Genomic DNA, 17,032 nt, shown 5'->3' with positions numbered 1-17,032 from the left:
TCGCCTTTACCGCCTCAGCGGGATCCGCCGCCTGAGCGGAGTCCGCCGCCTGAGCGGAGTCCGCCGTCTCACCGGAGTCTGTCGCCTTGGCGGAGTACGCCGTGAGCTCGACGGAGTCCGTCACGAGCTGGTGGCGTCCGTTGTGAGACCGGAGCGCGAGGGTGGCTGTCAATGAAGTGTCAGTGGTCGCATTTAGGGTCGGCGGCGTGGTCGTGCGGCTCGGCGGTGGCCGCGACGTGGCGCGGGCCGTGCGGGTCCTCGCAGTGGAACTCGTCGTCGAGGTGATCCACTTCGAGGGTGGTGTGCGTGATGCCGTACGAGGAGCGCAGCAGTTCTTGCAGGTCGCGGCGGACGGCGTGGCAGTCGCCCTTGGGCTCCACCAGGACGTGCGCCGACAGCGCCGGGTAGCCGGAGCTGACCTCCCAGACGTGCAGGTCGTGCACCTCCTCCACGCAGGGGCGTTCGGCGAGCCGGGTGCCGAGCTCGGTCGGGTCGATCCCGGCGGGGGCCGCCTCCATGAGGACGCGGCCGGCGTCGCGCAGCAGCCCGTATCCGGCCTTGAGCATGAGCGCCGCCACGAACAGCGAGGCGATCACGTCGGCCCGGTTGAAGCCGGTCGTCCAGATCGCCAGGCCCGCGATGGTGGTGGCGATGAACGCGTAGAGGTCGTTCAGGATGTGCTGGAACGCGCCCTCGACGTTCAGGCTGCTCCGGTTGGCCTTGCTGATCAGCCACGTCGCCGCCACGTTCACCGCGACGCCGGAGAGCGAGGTCCAGAACACCAGCTGGCCGTTGACGTCGGGCGGCGAGAGCAGCCGTTCGACGCTCTCGTACACGAAGTACGCGGCGAGCAGGAGCAGCGTCAGCCCGTTCAGCTGGGCGGACAGGATCTCCGCGCGGCGCAGGCCGTAGGTGTAACCGCCCTTGGGCGGACGCGCCGCGATCCGCATGGCGATCAGCGCGAAGATGATCGCGAACGCGTCGGTCATCATGTGCGCCGCGTCCGAGATCAGCGCCAGCGAGGAGGCGATCACGCCGATGGTCGCCTCGACGCTCATGTAGCCGAGGATCAGCGCGAGCGCGGCGGTCAGGTAGCGCCGGTCGGCGCCGGCGGAGACGCCGTGCCCGTGCCCGTGGCCATGGCCCTGTTCCCGCGGGTGGCCGTGGCCACCTCCCTGGCCCTGCCCCTCTCCTTGACCGTGGCGCTGTTTTCGGCCGTGGCCGTCGGGCTGATTCCCCGGCGTGCCGTCCAGGTCCGCGCTCATCGGCCTTCCTCCAGATGTCCGACGTGGGCGACGGCGAGTTCCAGGAGCATCCTGACGTGCGAGTCGTCCAGCCGGTAGTACGCCATCCGGCCGGACCTGCGTACCCGTACGACCCGGTCGGCGCGCAGCAGGCGCAGCGCGTGCGAGACCGCGGACTCGGTGTGCCCGCAGGCGGCGGCGATGTCGCACACGCACATCTCGCCCCCCTCGAGCAGCGCCATGAGGATGCGGAGCCGTCCCGGGTCGGAGAGTAGCCCGAAGATGCGGGCCATCTCGCCGACCGCCTCACCGTCGGGCATGGCGGCCGTGACCATCGTGACCTTCTCGGGGTCGACCACGCGGACCGCGCACGCGTCCGCCGCGACATCTGAAGCACTGCTCATATGAGCAAAGGTACCTCACATGTGGATCACGAGGGAACCGGGCCCGCGGACTGGTCCGGAACGGAGGAGATCTCGCCGGTCGGCTCGGTCTCGGACTGCTGCGTGCTGGGCGTCACCGGGGCCTCGGGCTCGGACGTCGGCTGATCGGTCGGAACCCCGGTGCCGTCCGCCGGCGTCTCCGTGCCCGGGGTCGAACTGTCGGTGGGCGTACCCGAATCGGTCGGCGTGGGCATGTCCGTCCCCGGCACCCCGCTGCTCGGGTCGCCGCTCTCCGGAACCTGCGTCGGCTCGGTGGCCGGAAGCGCCTCGGCCGGACCGTCGAGGGTCCCCGTCGTGGCGCGCGGCCGCTCGAAGCCCACCTTGGCCTCGGGATCGACGAGGACGAACACGGTCACCGCGCCCTTGGCGGGCTCGCGCGGCTTGATCTTGGTGACCTTGCGCTTGGAGAAGTGCGGCCAGGACTGGCCGGTATATTTTGCGTTCCCCGTAGAGATCTTTTTCTCGGGCTGGGTCAACGGATTACCGCAATTGCACTTGACGGCGGGGAAGCCGTACTCGTTGACCAGCACGCCCATTCCGGTCTGGAGCACCGCCGGGGAGGCGACCGCCTTGCCGTTCCGGTACCCGTGGTTGGTGACGAGCGTGTCCGTGCGCAACAGCACGGGGGTCAGCCGTTCGACGAACGCGGCGATCCCGCCCGGCTGGATCCCGTGCACGGCGGCCCACGCCCGCGCCTTGTCGGGGTTGGCCTTCAGGAACTCCACCAGCGCGGCGGGATCGCAGCTGGCCGTGCGCCGCGTCCCCCCGTACAGGCCAGGGGAGTCGCCGGCCGTCGTCCCGCCCGCCTGGGTGCTCGCCGTCAGGCGCACCTGGTCGGTGCCGGACATCGGGGCGTACGGGTCGGCGCCCGGGGTGCCCACGGTCAGGCGCGTGATCGTCGCACCCGCGTCGCCACAACCGGTCGCCAATGCGCCGATCATCACCCAGCCGACAAGCACGGCCAGGCAAATGCGGGAATTGATCTTAGGCATCGGTCATCTCCCGTTCGTGGCCCACGGTCCTTATACTCTTTGATGCCAAGGAAGCGCGTTTTGTGCGCGGCCGAATGCACGTTAATTCGGGAGCGAGGTGCCGATGGCTGCTCCGCTGCCCCTCAACCCGGCCGATCCCGTGCGCCTGGGGCCCTACGAGGTCGTCGGAAGGCTCGGCACCGGCGGGCAGGGCGTCGTCTTCCTCGGCCGCGACGAGGGCGGGCGGCGCGTCGCGATCAAGCTCCTGCACACCCAGCTGCTCGGCGACCGCAACGCCCGCGCCCGGTTCGTCCGCGAGCTCGCCCTGCTCCAGCGCGTCGCGGGCTTCTGCACGGCGAAGATGATCGACGCCGACGTGGCCGGTGACCAGCCGTACATCGTCAGCGAGTACGTGCGCGGCCCGTCCCTCCGCGAGCTCGTCCACGCCGACGGCCCCCGCGCCGGCGCCGACCTCGACCGCCTCGCGATCAGCTCGGTCACCGCCCTGACCGCGATCCACCGCACCGGGATCGTGCACCGCGACTTCAAGCCGCAGAACGTCCTGATGGGCCCCGACGGCCCCCGCGTCATCGACTTCGGCATCGCCCGCGCCCTGGACGCCGGCGCCACCGTGACCAGCCAGGTCGTCGGCACCCCCGCCTACATGGCGCCCGAGCAGTTCTCCGCCGCCAAGATCGGCCCGTCCGCCGACCTGCACGCCTGGGCCGCCACGCTCCTCTTCGCCGCCACCGGCACCGACCCGTTCGCGGGCGGACCGCTCCCCGCCGTGATGTACCGCGTCCTGAACGAGACCCCCGACCTGAGCGTCCTCCCACCCCAGATCGCCGAGGTCGCCGCCGCCTGCCTGGCCAAGGACCCCCAGTCCCGCCCGAGCTCCGAAGAAGCCCTCCTCTGGCTCCTGGGCGACCACGAACCCCCAGCCGACCGAGCCCACCCCCAGCAACCGCCGCCCACCGCCGCGGACCAGTCGGCCGGGCACAACACAGCCGGCGCGTACACTCCGCCCGACGTAACCGATCGGCACGGCGCGAACAACCAGCCCGTGACGTTCGACCAACCCCCCGCCAACGCCCAGCCCACCGCGCATGACCGGCCTGGTGGTCACGGACAGGCCGGTGCGTACGGTTCGCCTGGCGGCCCCGGCCCGCCCGGTGCGTACGACCGGCCTGCTGCAGCACACCAGCCAGGCGTGTACGAGCAGCCTGGCGCCTACGGCCAGCCGGGCGAGTATGACCAGCCCGCTGGGTACGGTCAGCCCGGTGCGTACGAGGCGCCTGGCGCTTATGGCCAGCCCGCTGCGCATGAGCCGCCCGGTGCGGCGCATCAGCCAGGCGGGTACGACCGGCCTGGTGCGTATGGCCAGCCCATGGGATCCGGCGCGGCTGGTGCGCCCGGTGTGTACGAGCAGCCTGGAGCGGCGGATCAGCCTGGCGCGTACGACTGGCCTGGCGCGTACAACCAGCCCGGCGGGGCAGGTCAGCCTGGGGGTTACGGGCCGCCGGGGGCGTATGAGGCGTCTGGTGGGTATGGCTCGGCGGGGGCTGGTGATCAGCTCAGGGGGTTCGGTGCGCCCGGGGGTTATGGCTCGCCGGCGGCGGATGGACGGCTGGGCGGTCCGGCGGTTTATCGCGTGTTGCGGCGGTCGCCCGCGGTGGTCGTGGGGTTGATCCTGGCCACCTTGCTGTCGGTGCTCGACATCGCGGCGCTGGCGATCCTGGTCGCCCGGCCGGATCTGAGCTCGGTGCCGCGCGGGGAGTTGTTGCCTGTGGCGGCCTCCTATGCGGTGCTGGCGATGGTCTCGCTGGTGGCGGTGGTCGTGGCCTGGCGCGGGAGCCGGGTGGCGGCCTGGACGGTGCTGATCTTGCGCGTGGTGCGGGTCGTGGCCTGGGTCGCGTGGAGTCTGGTCGTGAAGGTGGAACCGGATTTCGTCGTGTACGCCGCCGTGTCGCTGCTGGCGGCGGCGTTGGTGGGGGTCGGTCTCTACTCCCGCGCTTCTGATCGGGGCTGAGGCGCGACGCCCTTCACAGGTTGCGTTCGGACCACTCCTTGAGGTCACGGCGTTCGACGGCGGCGGCCATCAGGTCGGGGAACGCGTCGGGCGTGCAGGCGAACGCGGGGACCCCCAGGGCGGCCAGGGCGGCGGCGTTCTCGTGATCGTAGGACGGGGCGCCCTCGTCGGAGAGGGCGAGGAGCACGATCACCTGGACTCCGGCGGCGGTCAGGGCGGCGACGCGCTGGAGCATCTCGGCCCGCACGCCGCCCTCGTACAGATCGCTGATCAGCACGAAGATGTTGTCGTTCGGCCGGGTGATCAGGCCCTGGCAGTACGCGATGGCGCGGTTGATGTCGGTGCCGCCGCCCAGCTGGGTGCCGAAGAGCAGCTCGACCGGGTCGTGCAGCTGGTCGGTCAGGTCGACGACGGCGGTGTCGAAGACGACCAGGGAGGTGCGCAGCGAGCGCATCGAGGCGAGCACCGCTCCGAACACGCTCGCGTACACCACCGACGCGGCCATCGAGCCGCTCTGGTCGATGCACAGGACGACGTCGCGCTTGACGGCCTGCCGGCGCCGCCCGTACCCGACGAGCCGTTCCGGCACCAGGGTGCGGTGGTCCGGCAGGTAGTGGCGCAGGTTGACGCGGATCGTGCGTTCCCAGTCGACGTCGGCCAGCCGGCGCGGGCGCAGGACGCGCGCCGACCGGTCGAGGGCGCCGCCGATCGCCGAGCGGGTGCGCTCGGCGAGGCGTTTCTCCAGGTCCCGCACGACCTTGCGGACGACGGTCCGGGCCGATTCGCGGGCCCGGTCGGGCATGACCTGGTTGAGCGACAGGAGCGTGCCGACCAGGTGGACGTCGGGTTCGACGGCGTCGAGCATCTCGGGTTCGAGGAGGAGCCGGGTGAGGTTGAGGCGTTCGATCGCGTCCTTCTGCATCACCTGGACCACGGTCGACGGGAAGTAGGCGCGGATGTCGCCGAGCCAGCGCGCCACCGACGGCGCTGAGTCGCCGAGGCCCGCGCTTCGGCGGCCCGACTTGGCGCGTGCCTCGTCGCGTCCGCCGGTGCCGTAGAGCTTCTCCAGCGCCGCGTCCATCCGCGCCTCGTCGCCCTCCAGTGCGACGCCGGTGCCGTCGGCGCCGCCTTCGCCGCCGAGCACGAGCCGCCAGCGCTTGAGCCGTTCCTCGGCGGAGCGGGTCTCGCCGTTCACGTGTGGGCCTCCCAGCCGAGGATCCGCAGGGCCGTCGCCACGGCGGGCGCGGCGCGTTCGAGGTCGAGAGCGTCGTCTTCGCCGTCCGGGCCGCGGCGGCCGTGCGCGGGCGCGGTGCCGAGGCGGCGCACCCGGTCGCCGATCGCGCGGCGTTCCGCGATGGCGTACGCGCCGAACGTGCGGCGCAGCAGCGGCAGGACGTCGGTGAACGAGTCGCTGCCGAGATCCGCGATCCACCCGTCGACCAGGCGCAGCAGCTCCTCGTCATGCACGAGGATCAGCCCGCCGCCCGACAGGAATCCCTCGACCCACGAGGCCGCCCGCTCTGGCGGGGTGCCGACCGAGACGGCTCGCGCCATGCGATCGGGCACGTCGTGCAGGAGACCGGCGTCCTGGAGCAGCCGGGTGAGGCGGCCTTCGAGCAGGCCGTGCAGGTCATGACGGTCGACCAGGCCCCGCAGGGTGCGGCGCCAGCGATCACTGTGCTCGGCGCTGCCGAGCAGGGCCAGCCCGCCGTGAACGGAGTCGACATGGCCGAGCAGCTCGCGGGCGGCGCCGTCGTCCAGCCCCGCGACGGCGGGTGGCAGCCCCACGCAGACGCGGACCACCAAAGTGTCGACGACCGACTGCAGCGGACCTGTGCCGGTGCCACGCACATCGCCGTACCGCAACGCGCGCACGAGCGAAGGCAGCGCGGACATCAGATGCGCGACATCGGTGTCGACGGCCGCCCGGTCGGCCAGCGACCGCATCACCTTCGGCAGCGCGTCGCCCAGGTCGGCCAGCAGGCAGCGCTCGGCGACCGAGGTGAGCTCGGCCAGCGTCTCCGCCTGCGCGGCCATCGCCTCCGCACGGCCGGACGCGGCGCCGTGCACGGTGGTGCCCCACGCGCTCGCCTCAATGAGCTCGACGTCGAACTCTGGCCGCCACATGAGCGTCCACGTCTCACGGAACGTGCCCTTGGACGACCTGCCGCTGCCCTCGGCGGGCACACCCCAATCCACGTTCAGCAAACGCAACCTGTGGAGCAGGTGGCTGCGTTCCAGATCGGTGGGCTTGCGCAGGTCGAGATCCTGCTCCTTGTCGAGCGCGGACGGCTTCAGCCGCAGGCGCCGCTGCTCGGCCTGCAGGTCACGCTGCAGCGGCACCATGGGGGTCCGCTCGGGAACGGCGCCGAGCCGTTCACCCACGACCATCTTGCGCTGGATCAGCTCGACCGGCAGATCAGCGCCCTCGCACAGCACCGCCCGCGTCGCCTCGGTGACCTCGTCGAGCCCAGCCAGCGGACGGCCGCGCAACGCCGCGAGGGCCTCCGCGAGCCGTACCGCCTCGATGACATGGGCGGACGAGACGTGCAGGTCCTCCTCGCGCAGCACCCGCGCCGCGTCGGTCAGCCACCGCTCGATCGGCCGGTCCGGCGCCGCGAACAGATGGTGGTACCAGCCAGGCGATCGGACGCCCGCCCCGTAACCCGAACGGTTGGCCAGCCTGCCATGCGTCCACGGCACCCAGGTCATCGCTACCTTGGCCTTGGGCAGCCCTCGCAGCGTCTGTTCGTCCTTGGACGCGGCGACCTTCGCCTGCAACGCCGGAACATGCCACGCGCCGCACACCACCGCGACCCGCTCGTACCCCTCCTTGAGCGTGCGTCGCAACGTCCGCCGCATGTGCGCCTCGCGCTGCTCCTCGCGCCGCAGGTAACCGGGCGGCAATGCACTCGCCACCTCGGGCTCGGGCAACGCCGCCAGCTGCTCGCGCAGCTCGGCCATCGCCTCGGCGATGGCGGGGAACGGCGAGGGCCCCTCGTCCCGATGCTCGACGACGTCGTCCCACCACCGCTCAGCGTCGTCGTACCCGGCCGCCTTGGCCAGCCACCCGAGCGGATCGAGCCGGATCCGCTGCTCAGCCGACAACTCTGGACTGCCCAAGGCGTCATCGCCCGGACCACCGGCGCCGGTGGGCGTGCTGTGAGGCGGCGTCGTGTCGGAAGGTGTCGTGTCGGAAGGCGGCGCTTCGGGTCGTTCGGGGGAGTCCGGTGGCTCGTTGGTGTGGGGCGGACCGGCTGATTCGGCGGGCGGGGGCGGCTCGGGAGTGGGGACGAGCTGGTGGGCGGCGGGCAGGTCGCAGAAACGGACCAGGACGCCGGTGGTCAGGGCGTGGCGGATCGCCTGCCATTCGGGGCTGAACTCCGCGAACGGCCAGAAGGCGGCCCGGCGGTCGGAGCCCTCGGCCGAGTCGTCCACGGGGGCCTTGCCCGGGGCGTAGGCCAGCAGCGCCACCGGCGGGACCATGTCGGCGTCGCCGGCCAGCTCGATGAGCGGGTCGGCCTCCGGCGGGCCCTCGATGAGGATCGCGTCGGGCTTGAACTCCTCCAGGGCCCGCCGGACCGCCCGCGCCGAGCCGGGGCCGTGATGCCGGATCCCGTACACCTCGACCTGTGCGGCCATGGTCAGGAGACCTCCCGGCAGGCGCGGTAGAAGTCGAGCCACTCGGGGCGCTCGCGCACGACGGTCTCCAGGTATTCCTGCCAGACGACGCGGTCGGAGACCGGGTCCTGGACGACGGCGCCCACGATGCCGCCCGCGACGTCGGCGGCGCGCAGCACGCCGTCGCCGAAGTGCGCCGCCAGCGCCAGCCCGCTGGTGATCACGGAGATCGCCTCGGCGGTGCTGAGCGTGCCGGACGGGGACTTGAGCTTGGTGCGGCCGTCGCCGGTGAGCCCGCCGCGCAGCTCGCGGAAGACGGTCACGACGCGGCGGATCTCCTCCAGCCCGGCCGGGGCGTCGGGCAGTTCGAGCGCGGTGCCGAGCTGGTCGACGCGGCGGGCGACGATGTCGACCTCCTCGTCCACCGTGTCGGGCAGCGGCAGCACCACCGTGTTGAACCGGCGGCGCAGCGCGCTGGACAGCTCGTTGACCCCGCGGTCACGGTCGTTGGCCGTGGCGATGACCGTGAAGCCCTTGCGCGCCTGGACCTCGGTGTTGAGCTCGGGCACGGGAAGGGTCTTCTCGGACAGGATGGTGATGAGCGTGTCCTGGACGTCGCTGGGCATGCGGGTGAGCTCTTCGATGCGGGCGACGGCGCCGGTGCGCATCGCCCTCATCAGCGGGCTCTCGACCAGGGCCCGCTCGGAGGGGCCCTCGGCGAGGAGGCGCGCGTAGTTCCACCCGTACCGGACCGCCTCCTCGGCCGTGCCCGCCGTGCCCTGTACCAGCAGCGTCGAGTCGCCGCTGACGGCGGCGGCCAGGTGCTCGGACACCCACGTCTTGGCCGTGCCGGGAACGCCGAGCAGCAGCAGCGCCCGGTCGGTCGCCAGCGTCGCCACGGCGACCTCCATCAGCCGCCGCGGGCCGATGTACTTCGGGCTGATCGCCGAGCCGTCCGGCAACGCCCCGCCGAGGAGGTACGTGGTGACCGCCCACGGCGACAACCGCCAGCCGGGCGGGCGCGGCCGGTCGTCGTGCTCGGCCAGGCGGGCCAGCTCACCGGCGTACTCCTGCTCGGCGTGCGGCCTGAGCACGGTGGCGTCGATATCCGATGTCACCCGATCCGATGTCACGCGGAAAGCTCCTTCAGCATCTCGTGGCGGAAGCGCAGAGTCTCGGTCAGTTCGTGCAGGGCGCGGGTCGCGACCGTACCCGAGCCGACGACGCGCGCGGCGGTGCCCGCGGTGACGCCGGCTTCGGTGGCGAGGCGTTGCGCGAGCGCGTCCAGGCGCGGGCCGGCCTCGGGGACGAGGCGCTGGTCGGCGAGCCGGCACAGCTGGGTGAGGGTGTGCTCGTACCGCTGTGACGAACGTTCGGCGGCGCTCGCCAGTGTCGCGACGACGGCGTCGGCGAGCTCACCCGCCCAGGGGCCCGGGATGCGTTCGAGGACGCGCAGCAGGTCGGGGTTGCCCTCCACCCACCGGATCAGCCCGGCCGCCGCGGCGTCGCGTTCGGTTGCCGGCAGGATCGCCAGGAGATCGGCGAGCGCCTCCGGCTCGTCGACGACCACCCCGCCCTTCAGCAGCGCACGGGCCCATTCGGCGTCGCGCTGGCGCAGCGCGGCGCGCGCCCAGCCGATGTGCACGTCACGGGCGCCGCGCGCGTCGCTGTCGATCGCGTCGGCGATGGGCAGGCAGACGATCTCCATCGGCGGGAGCCCGAACAGCTCGGTCCAGGTGGTCAGCGGCGTACGGGCGAGGATCTCGCGGAGCCACCCGGCGCGGGCGCCGACGGGGCCGCCCGCCTTGCCCGCCGGGGCGAACGAGCCGGTGGGATGGAACGGCACGCCGTCACGCGCCATGTCTTCGTCGTGCGAGTGCGGCGCCTCGACGACGACCCAGGTCTGCTTGCGCGCCCGCACGGTACGGACCTCGGGCCGGACGCATTGACGGGCTCGCACAGCCATCCGCTGCCCGTACGCCGAACCGGGCAGCCACGCCAGCAGATCGGAGGCGAGCTGCCGGACGTCTTTGCCACGGTCTTCCAGAGCCTCTTCCAGGAAATCCTCGTCGTCCGCAGACAGGCCATGTTCGAACGTGGCGAGGAACGCGGCCCGGTCTGGCGCGGGCTCCTTGGCCCATGTCTCACGCAGAGCCTCTCGCGCCGCCGCCGGATCGTTGCCGCGGAGACGGATCAGGTGGGCGACCCGCTGGTTGCGGGTGCCGGTCTCCCAGACGTCGGGGCCGCCGCCAGGATCGTCGCCCGCCCCGACGAGGTAGGCCCAGTCGGTGTTCTGCAGGGCCAGCCACACACCGCGACGTCCGGCAGCCCGGACGATCGCGGGCCGCAGCATCCGGTCGCTGCGCCCCTTTTCCAGCAGCTCGGGCAGCAACCGCGCGGGCACACGGAGCCCGTTGGCCGCGGCAGCCTCGAGCCACTCGGGCAGCACCCTGATCTGCTCACCCCGCAAGATGCGTGCCAGCCGTCCCGCCGCCACTTCGGACGCCGCCGGGACGTCCTCGGCCGGCGCAGGCGCGATCAACGCAGGCCCGTCCACCACCCCCGCCTGCCCCGCCGCAGGCTGTCTCGCCTCAGCGAGGTCAACTCCGATCTGGCCTGCCGCAGGGTGGCCCGCCCCAGCCTGGCTCAGCCTGACCTGCCCTGGTTGCAGGCCCGCGCGTCGCTGGACGGTCAACAGCGCGGCCTGGTCGAGCAACCGCCCCGCCTCGTCCGCGAACCGCTCGCCACTCTGGCCCTCGGGTTGCTCCGTGGGCCGCGGCGCGGGCTCGTCAGAAGCCGGCACGGGCGGGGCGGGGCGGCGTTGGGTGCCGAGGAGGGCGGCGGTGACGTGGTCGTTCCAGGTGCTCACAGGATCACGACCCCCTCGTCTTCGTGCCAGGCAGACAGCGGGCGCAGTCCGCGTGGGGTCCATTCTCCGGCGAACGTGAACGGGGCGCCGCCTGAGACGGCCAGCAGGCGCCACGGATCGGTCGGCCGGAGCGGGAGCGAGTCGCCGTCGGCGTCGACGACATGCAGGCCGGCGTTGCCCGACCGGGCCAGGCGGACGGAACCGAGCATCGCGGGCCAGCGGGCCAGCCACGGGTCGCGGGCGAGCGCCGCCGCGTGCTCGGCCAGGAACTCGCGTACGGACGTCCCGTCCGGGGGCTCCGCGGCGGTCGTGCCGAGGCGTTCGGCCACCAGGGCACGCAGCGGCTGGGCGCCCGGATAGAACGCCAACTCGGCCTCTACCTCTGTGCCGACCATCAGTGACACGTCCAGAGGCCGCCCTGGCACTCCGAACGACAACACCAGCGCGGGCCGCCCGCTCTCACGGCCGCGCAACCACACCCGGCGCGTGGTCAGCCGGTCTTGCTCGGAGTCGCGCGCGCCCGCCACGTACCACCGGTCGCGGACACGCTCGCCCTGGGCCAGCACCTCGTCCTGCGTGAGCGTGAATCCGACACGCGAGCGCACGGTGTCACGCAACTCCCGGGGCAACTGGTCACGCCGCTGATGCGCCCGTACGAGCAGACGCATCAACGCGTACTCCTCCAGCAGACGGTCGGGCCAGCCTGGCTCCCGCGGTACGGCGGCCAGGCCGCGGACCTGGCCTGCCAGCGCGCTCGCCTGCGCGTCGACCAGGCGCCGCGCGACGTCGTCCCACATGCGGTACGGGGCGTTCTCGGCCTGGGCGAGCCCATGCGTCACCTGGTCGCGCAGCCACTGGTCGAGGTCGGCCAGGCCATCGTCGACGCGGCGTTCCCTCCGTTCGGCGGTCTTGGGATCCTTGGTCTTGGCCTCGGCACCCGGGGCCGCCTTGCGCTCGGCCGCCTTCTCGGCACGCTCGCGCCGTCCGTGGAGCCATTCGGCGGCCCAGCCGGGACGGGGCCCAGCGTCGACCGTTCCGTCGCTCCACAACAGCAACAGCCCGAGTGCGTGCTTGCACGGGAATTTGCGGCTCGGGCAGGAACACCGGAATGCGGGCTCGGTCAGATCGGCGCATGCCCGATAGACACTTTTACCGCTGCCCTGACACTCGCCCCACACCGCCTCCCCGTCACTGCCTGTATTGCTCCATTTGACCGGTCTGGCCACGCCGACGGCGGCCTTGGCCGACGCCGGGTCCGGCGCCAGGCCGAGCACCTGCTCCCGACCCCATCGATCGCTCACATTGTCGAAACTATCGGCCGGGTCCGACATTCACCCGCCTTTTCTCGCCCGCCGGTTTTCCGGTCCTCTTGACTCCGGCGCGGAAGGGGCCGCCGGCGCAAAAGGTGATCCGCCGGCAGGCGAGCCGGAGGTGCCGCGCCGGCACGAGAGGATGATCAGATGAACGGCGGATTGACGGAAGCCGTCCGCTTCCGCCTGTCCGGGCCATCCGGGCTCCCCACGGCTTCCGTTCGCGCGGAGTTTCCCCAATCGGCGTCCGGACGCGACCGGAACGTCGGCCGGCATGGACACTCTCTCGGCCGTGAAGGTCGCCATCGTGACCGAGTCGTTCCTGCCCCAGGTGAACGGGGTCACCAACTCGGTCTGCCGTGTTCTCGAACGCCTCGACGCTCTGGGCCACGAGGCCCTCGTCATCGCACCCGGCCGGGGGCCCCGGAACGTCGTGGGTTCCGCTGGGCCGGGTCCGGATTGCTATGCCGGAGCCCCGGTGACGTACGTTCGCGGCGTCGCCCTGCCCTTCTATCCCTCATTCGTCCTCGGGTTGCCCACGCGCCGGGTGACGTCGGTGCTCGCGGAGTTCGAGCCCGACGTCGTGCACCTGGCGTCGCCGCTGGTACTGGGCACATCGGGTGCCGCTGCCGCGCGCAGAGCCGGAGTGCCGTCCGTCGCTGTGTTCCAGACAGATATCGCCGGTTTCGCTCGGCGATACGGCTTCCGTGGCACTAGCCCAGTCATCTGGTGGTGGCTACGCCGCCTCCATGGACGTACCGACCGCACGCTCGCCCCGTCCACTCCCGTACTGGCTGAGCTGGAGCAACGTGGTGTCCCCAGGCTGGCGCTATGGGGACGCGGGGTCGATCGGCGCCGTTTCAACCCTGACCACCGATCGGCTGACCTGCGCGCCCGCCTGGCGCCCCGAGGCGAGGTGCTCGTCGGGTACGTGGGGAGGCTCGCGGCTGAGAAACGCCCCCGGATGCTCACCCGGCTCGTCGGAATCCCCGGAGCGCGTCTCGTCGTGGTCGGGGACGGGCCGGAGGAGGAACGGCTGAGACGCCAGATGCCCGAGGCCGTTTTCACGGGTTTCCGCACCGGCACCGAGCTGTCGGAGCTCATCGCGTCGCTTGACGTCTTCGTCCACACGGGCGCGGACGAGACGTTCTGCCAGGCCATCCAGGAGGCACTGGCCTCGGGCGTCCCCGTGGTGGCGCCGGCGGCGGGCGGCCCGCTGGACCTCGTCCGGCCCGGCTCCAACGGCCTGCTGTACGCGCCGGACGACGCCGCCGAGATGCGCGCGGCCGTGAACACGCTGGTGGCCGATCCGGCGCTGCGTCACCGCATGGCCGCCCGCGCCGTGGAATCCGTGCGGGGCCGCGGCTGGGCGGCGGTGTGCGACGAGTTGATCGGGCACTACCAGGAGCTCACCGCCGCAACGGCCGAGCGCGAGCGGGTCGCCGGAGGCGCCGAGGTTGCCGGAGCCACCGAAGTTGCCGGTGGCGCCGAGGTTGCCGGAGCCGCCGAGGTTACCGAGCGCGAGCGGGCGGAGAACGCCGCGTGAGCGGGCCTGCCGGGTTCACGTTCGTGGTGTCGGTGCACGATGTGGCCGCGAGCACCGCGGAGCCGGTGGCCCAGTGGCTGGCCGATCTCGATGAACGAGGCGTACCGGCGACCCTGCTCATCATCCCCGGGCCGTTCGGCGGGGGCCCGGGGCTGGCGGGCGCGCCCGATCTGGTGTCGTTCGTTCACAAGGCCGTGGGACGGGGCCACGAGCTCTCGTTGCACGGCTTCCTGCACGAGGGCGTGCCAGGAGGTCCACGCTGGCGTCGGCACGTGAACCAGTTGGTGGCCCGTGGGGCCGGTGAGTTCTGGTCCCTGTCCGAAGAGCAGGCACGTGAACGGCTTAGGGCAGGGCTGGAAGTGCTCGCGGACGCGGACATCGGCGTCGTCGGCTTCACTCCGCCCGGTTGGCTGGCTTCTCCAGGGACCCGGCGTGCTCTGGCGGCTCTCGGGTTCGCCTACTGGACGAGCCATCTGGCAGTGCATCGGCTACCGGATGGACCGACCCTCCGTATGCCTGCACTCTCGCATCGGCCTGGCGGTTTCGGTGAACGGACGGGCGCTCACGTGATGGTGGAGGCATCCCGAACGTTGGCCCGCGCACGTAGGCCGTTCCGCATCGCCCTGCATCCGGCGGATCTCGCCAGGCCAGGTCTTCGCCGCGCCGCACTCGTGGCCATCGACCAGGCGATGGCCTCGGGCGGCAGGCCGGCAACGTACGAGACGCTGGTGACGGAGTGAGAGTCGTACAGCTGGCGAACCTCTACAGCCCTGTCTCAGGTGGGCTCCGCACAGCTGTGGACCGGCTCGGCAGGGGATACGTGGAGGCGGGACATCAGCGGGCCCTCGTCATCCCGGGCCCCACGTACACGCGCAGACATACCGAGGCCGGGCTCGTCATCACCGTTCCAGGCCCATCGGTGGCGCCCGGCTACCGTTTCGTTCTCGATCCTCGCCCGGTGCTGCGCGTCCTAGGACGATTGCGGCCGGACGTCATCGAAGTCTCGGACAAGGCGACCCTGACCGTGGCGGCACGCTGGGGACGTCGCCGTGGCGTGCGAACGGTGTTGTTCTCCCATGAACGACTGGACGCGATCCTTGCGCCGCGTACACCTGGCTGGGTGCCGCTAGAGGCCGTCGCAGACCGCTGGAACCGCCGCCTGGCCGCGACGTTCGACGCGGTAGTGGTCACCTCGGCCTTTGCCGCCGCCGAGTTCGCCCGGGTAGAAGCCCCTGTCCTCCGCCGGGTTCCCCTGGGCGTGGATCTTCATACCTTCCAGCCCGCCACCCCTCCGCTGCTGGCCACCGCAAGCCCCGCAAGTCCTGTACGCCTCGTTCACCTTGGACGGCTTTCAACAGAGAAGCGGCCGGATCTCGCACTCAAAGCCACGGCGGAGCTCCACCGGCGCGGTGTTCCCGTGCATCTGGACGTGGTGGGCGACGGTCCGCTGTCCAGCACACTTCGTGGATTCGCGCAGCGCGAAGCCTTGCCCGTCCGCTTCCACGGCCACGTACCTGGACGCGCTGACATCGCCCGGCTGCTCGCCAACGCGGACGTGGCCCTCGCCCCCTGCCCGGTCGAGTCGTTCGGCCTGGCGGTGCTAGAGGCGCTGGCCTGCGGTACGCCCGTCGTCGCGGCCGATCGAGGAGCCGCGTACGAACTGCTGGTCCCGGGCGCGGGTGTGGCGGTGCCGCCGAACGCGGAAGCCATCGCCGACGGTGTGCAGCAGCTCCTCCGGCTGCCCGCCGAGCGCCGTCGTAAGGCCGCCAGAGTCCGTGCCGAGAGTTACCCCTGGGACGCCACCGTCACCGGCATGCTCGACGTCCTCGCTGAGGGGGTCTCCTAGCGGCCTCGACCTTTGCCCACCGTGGGCCGGGAACGCCTGTGGGTCTTACGAAGCCGGGCTTTGCGCTTGCGGTGATACTTGGCGCGATCGAGCTTCTTCTGGGCCATGTGTCATCGTGTGCTCGATCTACGGAGGAGCCCAGGGCTATGACCGCTTCCGGCCCCTGGATACCGTGAAGTCATGCTCGTACACCCCTGGGATGCTCCACTCGACGACGCCGAGTGGAAGCAATGGCTTGCCGCAGGGCGTGATTTCGGCCAGCTCATCGCCCCTGGCCAAGGGCGAGATCTGCCCGTGGTGGTGCCGACCCACTTCCTGTCCCCAGACGCAACCATGCCCCGGGGAGACAAAGGCCAGAGTGCCAAGGTTCAGAAGGGCGGGCCTAGAAGCCGGGAGGCTGGGGGAGTGAAGCGGTGTCGGGGGCAAGGAGCATGCCGCCGGTGCCGAGGGCCACGAGGGCGACGATGCCGAAGAGGCTGACCCAGGCCAGGCCTGGAACGCCCGTCAGGTGGGCCAGCTGGTCGGCGTCCGACGTGGGGGCCATGCGGCGCGCGCGCATGCGCTGGAGCTCGATGACGGGACGGGCGGCGGCGAACAGCAGGAACCAGGCGGCCAGGTAGGCGAATCCGGCCTGGGTCCTGTCGCCTCCCAGCCACGAGACGCCGAAGATGATCGCGCCGACGGCGAGGATGGAGAGCACCCCGTAGGCGTTGCGGATCATCACGAGCATGCCGCCGAGCAGCAGCAGCGAGAACCACAACATCAGGGTGATGCGGCCGCCGGCGAGCAGCGCCGCGAAGAGCAGGCCGAGCAGCGGCGGCGTGAGATAGCCCGCCATGGCGGTGAAGACCATCCCGGGGCCGTGCGGCTTGCCGCGCGAGACGGTGACGCCCGAGGTGTCGGAATGGAGCTTGATGCCGTCCAGCTTGCGGCCCGTGACCAGGGCGATCAGCGCGTGCCCGCCCTCGTGCGCGATGGTCACCACGTTGCGCGCGACGCGCCAGGTGGGGCCGTGGGCGACCGCGCCGAGGGCGACGAGACCCACCAGGATGACCAGCCACCACGGCGGGGTCTCTTGCGTGCTGGTCACTCGGTGCCACAGCTCGGCGATGCTTACTTGTTCCACGTCCACCCCGGGTTGTCGTTCGGCGTC

Annotated in this window: 13 protein-coding genes; 4 read left to right on the top strand and 9 right to left on the bottom strand. The window is 71.7% G+C overall.

The annotated features are described in order from the left end of the window. Positions 1-179: 179 nt before the first annotated feature. From ACGFNU_RS39810 to ACGFNU_RS39800, 3 genes are read right to left on the bottom strand one after another with little or no spacing between them, the layout of a single operon-like run. Positions 180-1,265: a cation diffusion facilitator family transporter gene (locus ACGFNU_RS39810; RefSeq protein WP_392601787.1), complete on the bottom strand. Its 1,086-nt coding sequence runs from the start codon at positions 1,263-1,265 to the stop codon at positions 180-182. Further along, positions 1,262-1,648, bottom strand: a complete 387-nt coding sequence (locus ACGFNU_RS39805) for an ArsR/SmtB family transcription factor (protein WP_392601786.1) — start codon at positions 1,646-1,648, stop codon at positions 1,262-1,264. Before ACGFNU_RS39805 ends, ACGFNU_RS39810 begins: the two co-directional genes overlap by 4 nt. A 26-nt stretch (positions 1,649-1,674) precedes the next feature. Continuing rightward, positions 1,675-2,679, bottom strand: coding sequence for a DUF6777 domain-containing protein (locus ACGFNU_RS39800; RefSeq protein WP_392601785.1), 1,005 nt, complete (start codon positions 2,677-2,679; stop codon positions 1,675-1,677). Between the two features lie 103 nt (positions 2,680-2,782). Between ACGFNU_RS39800 and ACGFNU_RS39795 the strand changes: the two genes are divergently transcribed. Beyond that, positions 2,783-4,687 carry a protein kinase gene (locus tag ACGFNU_RS39795; protein WP_392601784.1) on the top strand — a complete coding sequence of 635 codons (1,905 nt, stop codon included), beginning with the start codon at positions 2,783-2,785 and terminating at the stop codon, positions 4,685-4,687. Between the two features lie 13 nt (positions 4,688-4,700). Here ACGFNU_RS39795 and ACGFNU_RS39790 read toward each other — a convergent pair whose 3' ends face one another. The 5 genes from ACGFNU_RS39790 to ACGFNU_RS39770 are packed head-to-tail and all read right to left on the bottom strand — an operon-like array spanning position 4,701 to position 12,478. After that, positions 4,701-5,882 (bottom strand): VWA domain-containing protein, encoded by a 1,182-nt coding sequence (locus ACGFNU_RS39790; RefSeq protein WP_392601783.1) that lies wholly within the window; start codon positions 5,880-5,882, stop codon positions 4,701-4,703. Next, positions 5,879-8,329, bottom strand: a complete 2,451-nt coding sequence (locus ACGFNU_RS39785) for a DUF5682 family protein (RefSeq protein ID WP_392601782.1) — start codon at positions 8,327-8,329, stop codon at positions 5,879-5,881. The genes ACGFNU_RS39790 and ACGFNU_RS39785 overlap by 4 nt, the downstream gene beginning before the upstream one ends. A gap of 2 nt (positions 8,330-8,331) precedes the next feature. After that, a complete protein-coding gene (locus ACGFNU_RS39780; RefSeq protein WP_392602066.1) occupies positions 8,332-9,414 on the bottom strand; it encodes an AAA family ATPase in 1,083 nt (360 codons plus the stop codon). 23 nt (positions 9,415-9,437) lie between these two features. Next, positions 9,438-11,177, bottom strand: coding sequence for a DUF5691 domain-containing protein (locus ACGFNU_RS39775; protein WP_392601781.1), 1,740 nt, complete (start codon positions 11,175-11,177; stop codon positions 9,438-9,440). After that, positions 11,174-12,478 (bottom strand): SWIM zinc finger family protein, encoded by a 1,305-nt coding sequence (locus tag ACGFNU_RS39770; protein ID WP_392601780.1) that lies wholly within the window; start codon positions 12,476-12,478, stop codon positions 11,174-11,176. Before ACGFNU_RS39770 ends, ACGFNU_RS39775 begins: the two co-directional genes overlap by 4 nt. A 283-nt stretch (positions 12,479-12,761) precedes the next feature. Between ACGFNU_RS39770 and ACGFNU_RS39765 the strand changes: the two genes are divergently transcribed. From ACGFNU_RS39765 to ACGFNU_RS39755, 3 genes are read left to right on the top strand one after another with little or no spacing between them, the layout of a single operon-like run. Continuing rightward, on the top strand, positions 12,762-14,033 hold the full coding sequence (locus ACGFNU_RS39765) for a glycosyltransferase family 4 protein (protein WP_392601779.1): 1,272 nt from the start codon (positions 12,762-12,764) through the stop codon (positions 14,031-14,033). Continuing rightward, the gene (locus ACGFNU_RS39760) at positions 14,030-14,773 is read left to right on the top strand and encodes a DUF2334 domain-containing protein (RefSeq protein WP_392601778.1); all 744 of its coding nucleotides are present in this window, start codon (positions 14,030-14,032) and stop codon (positions 14,771-14,773) included. The genes ACGFNU_RS39765 and ACGFNU_RS39760 overlap by 4 nt, the downstream gene beginning before the upstream one ends. Next, the gene (locus tag ACGFNU_RS39755) at positions 14,770-15,879 is read left to right on the top strand and encodes a glycosyltransferase (protein ID WP_392601777.1); all 1,110 of its coding nucleotides are present in this window, start codon (positions 14,770-14,772) and stop codon (positions 15,877-15,879) included. The genes ACGFNU_RS39760 and ACGFNU_RS39755 overlap by 4 nt, the downstream gene beginning before the upstream one ends. 382 nt (positions 15,880-16,261) lie before the next feature. Here ACGFNU_RS39755 and ACGFNU_RS39750 read toward each other — a convergent pair whose 3' ends face one another. After that, entirely contained in the window at positions 16,262-17,005 is a 744-nt protein-coding gene (locus ACGFNU_RS39750; protein ID WP_392601776.1) for a M50 family metallopeptidase, read from the bottom strand. Positions 17,006-17,032 lie beyond the last annotated feature (27 nt).

Origin of the sequence: Spirillospora sp. NPDC048911, from assembly GCF_043198015.1 — a bacterium.
Taxonomy (GTDB): domain Bacteria; phylum Actinomycetota; class Actinomycetes; order Streptosporangiales; family Streptosporangiaceae; genus Spirillospora.
The sequence above is the reverse complement of the archived record's forward strand: the minus strand, read 5'-3'. Positions and strand labels throughout refer to the sequence as shown.

What these genes read in the sequence shown, in the direction of transcription:
- ACGFNU_RS39810 (WP_392601787.1), bottom strand. Translation starts at nt 1,265, where the DNA reads ATGAGCGCGGACCTGGACGGCACGCCGGGGAATCAGCCCGACGGCCAC.
- ACGFNU_RS39805 (WP_392601786.1), bottom strand. Translation starts at nt 1,648, where the DNA reads ATGAGCAGTGCTTCAGATGTCGCGGCGGACGCGTGCGCGGTCCGCGTG.
- ACGFNU_RS39800 (WP_392601785.1), bottom strand. Translation starts at nt 2,679, where the DNA reads ATGCCTAAGATCAATTCCCGCATTTGCCTGGCCGTGCTTGTCGGCTGG.
- ACGFNU_RS39795 (WP_392601784.1), top strand. Translation starts at nt 2,783, where the DNA reads ATGGCTGCTCCGCTGCCCCTCAACCCGGCCGATCCCGTGCGCCTGGGG.
- ACGFNU_RS39785 (WP_392601782.1), bottom strand. Translation starts at nt 8,329, where the DNA reads ATGGCCGCACAGGTCGAGGTGTACGGGATCCGGCATCACGGCCCCGGC.
- ACGFNU_RS39765 (WP_392601779.1), top strand. Translation starts at nt 12,762, where the DNA reads ATGGACACTCTCTCGGCCGTGAAGGTCGCCATCGTGACCGAGTCGTTC.